The organism is Roseomonas sp. TAS13 (assembly GCF_001950415.1).
Taxonomy (GTDB): Bacteria; Pseudomonadota; Alphaproteobacteria; order Acetobacterales; family Acetobacteraceae; genus Roseomonas; species Roseomonas mucosa.
Map to the genome: position 1 here is coordinate 1 of NZ_BDLP01000311.1, position 5,151 is coordinate 5,151.

General features: G+C 71.4%; 3 protein-coding genes. 2 read left to right on the forward strand and 1 reads right to left on the reverse strand.

Features of this window, described 5'->3' with window-relative positions:
• Window positions 1-247: 247 nt before the first annotated feature.
• Window positions 248-1,165 (reverse strand): DMT family transporter, encoded by a 918-nt coding sequence (locus ROTAS13_RS18875; RefSeq protein WP_075823099.1) that lies wholly within the window; start codon window positions 1,163-1,165, stop codon window positions 248-250.
• 261 nt (window positions 1,166-1,426) lie between these two features.
• Between ROTAS13_RS18875 and ROTAS13_RS18880 the strand changes: the two genes are divergently transcribed.
• Together ROTAS13_RS18880 and ROTAS13_RS18885 are read left to right on the forward strand one after the other, a co-directional pair.
• Window positions 1,427-2,893 (forward strand): MFS transporter, encoded by a 1,467-nt coding sequence (locus ROTAS13_RS18880; protein ID WP_075823100.1) that lies wholly within the window; start codon window positions 1,427-1,429, stop codon window positions 2,891-2,893.
• A gap of 316 nt (window positions 2,894-3,209) precedes the next feature.
• Window positions 3,210-5,072 carry a monovalent cation:proton antiporter-2 (CPA2) family protein gene (locus ROTAS13_RS18885; protein WP_075823101.1) on the forward strand — a complete coding sequence of 621 codons (1,863 nt, stop codon included), beginning with the start codon at window positions 3,210-3,212 and terminating at the stop codon, window positions 5,070-5,072.
• The last annotated feature ends 79 nt before the right edge of the window (window positions 5,073-5,151 follow it).

Sequence of the window (5,151 nt, forward strand, 5' to 3'; positions counted from 1 at the left end):
GCTCTCCGGCGCGATCCGGCCGGCAGCGAAGAGGCAACGAACGGGAGGTCCAGGAACCTCAGGTTCCTGGCGGATAAGGGGGACGGGGGGAAAAGGCGGAGCCTTGTCCCCCGGGACGGCGCAACGCCAAAGCCGTGAAGCGCGGACCGGCAGCCGCCCGCGTCATCCCGGGCGGGCCGTATCGGGAGCCGGGCTCGGAAGGCCGGTTCGCCAAGGGCGAAGGGTTGCCGCCGGCGGGCTGTCTTCCTCAGGCCCCCGCCAGCACCAGCAGCACCCCCGCCACCACCGTCACCGCCCCGATCACCTCCGAGCGGGTGAAGCTTTCCCGCAGGTAGAAGCGCCCCAGCGCCATGGTCATCAGGATCTCGACCTGTCCCACTGCCCGCACCAGCCCCAGCGGCGCCAGGGCGAAGCCGGTGAACCAGCAGGCCGAGCCCAGTGCCGAGAGTGCCCCCACCGGCGCCGCCTTGCGCCAGCCGCGGAAGACCGCGCGCAGATGTTCCGGCTCGCGCCACAGCATCCAGCCGCCCTGCATCAGCGATTGCAGCGTGGTCATCACCGTCAGCGCCACCAGCGCCCCGCGCACGGCGTCCGTGCCCGGAGGCAGCATCGCCATGGCCAGCTTGGTGAACATGCCGGTGGCGGCGAAGGCCAGTCCCGCCCCCAGGCCGCAGAGCGCCGCCGGCTGCACCGTGGCGCGCAGCAGGTCGCGCGGCCCGCTGGCCTTGCCCGCCAGCGAGAGCACCAGCACCCCCGCCACGCTGACCAGCACACCGAGCCAGGCCAGAGGCCGCAGCACCTCACCCAGCACCAGCGTGCCCAGGATCGCCCCCTGCATCGCATCCGTCTTGCTGTAGGCGGTGCCGACCACGAAGTTGCGGTAGCCGAAGCTCATGATCAGCAGGTTGGTGCCGAGGATCTGCACCAGCCCGCCCACCAGCGCCCAGCCGAGGAAGCCCCAGCCCGGCCGCGGCATCCCGCCGCCCAGCAGCAGCCAGTGCAGCAGCAGCAGCGCCAGCGCCGTGGGCGCGCCATAGAGGAAGCGCACCAGCCCGGCGGCATTCACCGACATCGTGCCGCGCAGCCTCTGCTGCATCGCCGTGCGCCAGGACTGGAAGAAAGCGGCCCCGAGCGTCGCCGGCAGCCAGAAGACGGAAAGGATCACACGGACATCCAGCGGAAGGGGAGGCGGTGGCCCGCCATCCCGGCAGGCTAGGCAAATCGCGCGCCGCCAGGCATGGCCCGGGCCGGGACCCAGCCATCCGCGCCCGCCTGCCCCGTCCGGCCTGTCCGGGGCAGGCTGTCCCATCCTGCCCCGGCGAACCGCTCCTCCTCGGGAACCTTCGGCCATTTCGGTGTTTCCTATCCGGGCGGCACGTGCCAGGGAGGGCAGGGACCGCAAAGGCAAGGAGGGAGGACCGGACCGATGGAGGGACGCGCCAGCACCACCGCGGCGGCCAGTGGGAAGGCCAGCTTCGAGACGGACATCCCCGCGCGACTGGACCGCCTGCCCTGGTCGCGCTTCCACTGGCTGGTGGTCGTGGCGCTCGGCATCACCTGGATCCTGGACGGGCTGGAGGTCACCCTTGTCGGCTCGCTCGGCGGCGCCATCCACAACAGCCCCGTCCTGCGCCTGACCGAGACCCAGATCGGCCTCAGCGCCTCCGCCTACCTCATCGGCGCCGTCCTGGGCGCCCTCTTCTTCGGCCGCCTCACCGACAGCCTGGGCCGCAAGAAGCTCTTCACCGTCACCCTGCTGGTCTACATGGTGGCGACCATCGCCACGGGCTTCTCCTGGAACTTCTGGAGCTTCGCCTTCTTCCGCTTCCTCACCGGCGCGGGCATCGGCGGCGAGTACGCGGCGGTGAACTCCACCATCCAGGAGCTCATCCCCGCCCGCCGCCGCGGCGTCACCGACCTGGCGGTCAACGGCACCTTCTGGGCCGGCGCCGCCTTCGGTGCCCTGGGCGCGGTGGTGCTGCTCGACCCGCGCGTGATCGACCCGGAGATCGGCTGGCGCCTCGCCTTCGGCATCGGCGGCGCCCTGTCGCTCATCGCGCTCTTCCTGCGCCGCTGGATCCCCGAAAGCCCCCGCTGGCTGATGACCCATGGCCGGCAGCACGAGGCCGAGCGCATCGTCGGCGACATCGAGGACTGGGTGCGCGACAACCGCGGCCCGCTGCCGGCGGCGGAACACCGCACCATCCGCCTCACGCCCCGCACCCATACCAGCCTGCGGGAAGTCGCGGCGACCATGTTCCGCACCTATCCGGAGCGTTCGGTCCTGGGCATCGTGCTGATGGCTTGCCAGGCCTTCTGCTACAACGCGATCTTCTTCACCTACGCCCTGGTGCTCACCCGCTTCTATGGCATCGAGCCCAACCATATCGGCTGGTTCATGCTGCCCTTCGCGATCGGCAACCTGATGGGGCCGCTGCTGCTCGGCCATTTCTTCGACAGCATCGGCCGCCGGCCGATGATCACCGCCACCTATGCCCTGTCCGGCATCCTGATGGCCGCCACCGGCTATGCCTTCGCCCAGGGCTGGCTTTCCGCCTGGGAGCAGACGGCGGCCTGGACGGTGATCTTCTTCTTCGCCTCCGCCGCCGCCTCGGCCGCCTATCTTACCGTGGGCGAGAGCTTCCCGCTGGAGATGCGCGCCATGGGCATCGCCCTCTTCTATGCCTTCGGCACCGGCATCGGCGGCGTCGCCGGCCCTGCGCTGTTCGGCGCGCTGATCGAAGGCGGGGCGCGCGACAACATCATGTGGGGCTACATGCTGGGCGCCGCGCTGATGCTGATCGCCGCCGCCACCGAATGGAAGCTGGGCTTCGCCGCCGAGCGCCGCTCGCTGGAGGATGTGGCGACGCCGCTGTCGCGGGCCGCGGAATAGCCGCCGCCGTCGCGGATCGCGGCTTTTCCCGTGCCGTTCGTCTTGCGGCATCCCCTGGGAAAGCGCCTCCTCTCCCGGCCTTCGGGCTTTCGCTGGTGTCTGTGGACGCTGTCAGGGCCATAGGTTACGCGGGAGGGCAGGCGCCCGCATCGCCTGTCCTCCTCCGCATCGCTGCCCGCGCGAAAAATGGGCAGCCTGAGCGGGGTGCGTCCGCTTGGCAGGCGGGCAACCTGGACTGCCACTGGCCTGTGGCTGGCCGCCCCGTGCCTCCGCCGCCTAAGCTGCGCCGGGGTACGTACGGAGGAGGATCGGGCGGATGACGGCGGAAGAAGGCTACGTCACGGATCTCGCCCCGGTCGTCATCCTGCTCGGGGCGGCGGTGGTGACAGTGCCCGTCTTCCGCCGCCTGGGCCTGGGCTCCGTGCTCGGCTACCTCGCCGCCGGCCTCGCCATCGGCCCCTTCGGCCTGCGCCTGGTGGCGGAGCCGGGGGCCGTGCTGCACATCGCCGAGCTCGGCGTGGTCATGTTCCTCTTCATCATCGGGCTGGAGATGCAGCCCTCCCGTCTCTGGAGCCTGCGGCGGGAGATCTTCGGCCTCGGCGTCGCCCAGGTCTGTGCCTGCGGCGTCGTGCTGACCGCCATCCTGTGGCTCGCCGGCTTCGCCCCGGCCGTGGCCTTCGTGGCCGCCATGGGCTTCGTCCTCTCCTCCACCGCCATCGCCATGCAGGTGCTGGAGGAACGGGGCGAGGTCTCCACACCCGCCGGCCAGCGCATCGTTTCCATCCTGCTGCTGGAAGACCTGGCCATCGTGCCGCTCCTCGCCCTGGTCGCGATCCTCGCGCCGGGCCATGAGGCGGAAGGCTCGCGCTGGGTTTCCGTCGGCCTCGCCCTGCTCTCGCTCGCCGCCCTGGTCGCGGCCGGCCGCTGGCTGCTGAACCCGATGTTCGCCCTGCTCGCCCGCGCCGGGGCGCGGGAGGTGATGACCGCCGCCGCCCTGCTCGTCGTCCTCGGCGCTGCGCTGGCCATGGAGCTCGGTGGCCTGTCCATGGCCATGGGTGCCTTCCTGGCCGGCGTGCTGCTCTCGGAATCCACCTTCCGCCACCAGCTCGAAACCGACATCGAGCCTTTCCGCGGCATCCTGCTCGGCCTCTTCTTCATGGGCGTCGGCATGAGCCTCGACCTCGGCGTGCTGCGCAGCGACGGGCTGCTGATCCTGGCCGGCGTGGTGCTGCTGATGCTGGCCAAGTCCGCCATGGTCTTCCTGGTCGCCCGCCTCTTCGGCGCCGGGACGCGGGAGGCCGTGCGCCGCGCCGCCGTGCTCGCCCAGGGCGGCGAGTTCGCCTTCGTCCTCTACGCCGCCGCCGGCGGCGCCGGGCTGGTCGATGCCCGCACCGGCGCCATGCTCACCGCCACCGTCATCCTCTCCATGGCGCTCACCCCGCTCGCCGTGCTGCTGGCGGAGCGGTGGCCGGAACGCGACGCCCCCTCGATGGAGGGCATCGAGCGCGCCGAATCCCTGCACGGCGACGCGCTGATCATCGGCTTCGGCCGCTTCGGCCAGGTCGCCAGCCAGGCCCTGCTGGCGCGCGGCTTCACCGTCTCCACCATCGAGACCGATGTGGAGATGATCCGCGCCGCCGCCCGCTTCGGCTTCCAGGTCTACTACGGCGACGGCACCCGCCTCGACGTGCTGCGCACCTCCGGCGCCGGCCGCGCCCGCGCCATCCTGGTCTGCACCGCCGACCGCGCCACCACCGACCGCATCGTCACCCTGGCGCAGGAGGAATTCCCCCAGGCCAGGCTCTATGTCCGCGCCTATGACCGCGGCCATACGCTGGATCTCATCAAGCGCGACGTGGCCTTCGAGGTCCGAGAGACCTTCGACGCCGCGCTCGCCATGGGCCGCGCCGCGCTGGAGGGGCTGGACGTACCGGAGGAGGAGGCCGCCGGGATCACCGACGACGTCCGCCGCCGTGACCGCCAGCGCCTCGACATCCAACTCTGCGATGGCCTGCTGGCCGGGCGGGAACTCATGTACGGCAACCGCCCCGTCCCCGGCCCGCTGATCCCGCCCCGCCGCGCTGGCCAGCCCCTCAACCCCGAGGCCGAGGCCGCCATGCGCGCCGCCGAGAACGCCCGCGCCGCGGAGGATGCCCAGGAGACTGGAACCGGACGCTGATCCGTGCTTCAGGGCTTTGGCGTTGCGCCGTCCCGGGGGAAAGGCGCCTGTCTCTTGATCACAAGTCTCGACGTCAGCA

Coding starts and splice junctions, on each gene's coding strand:
- ROTAS13_RS18880 (WP_075823100.1), top strand. CDS start 1,427: ATGGAGGGACGCGCCAGCACCACCGCGGCGGCCAGTGGGAAGGCCAGC.
- ROTAS13_RS18885 (WP_075823101.1), top strand. CDS start 3,210: ATGACGGCGGAAGAAGGCTACGTCACGGATCTCGCCCCGGTCGTCATC.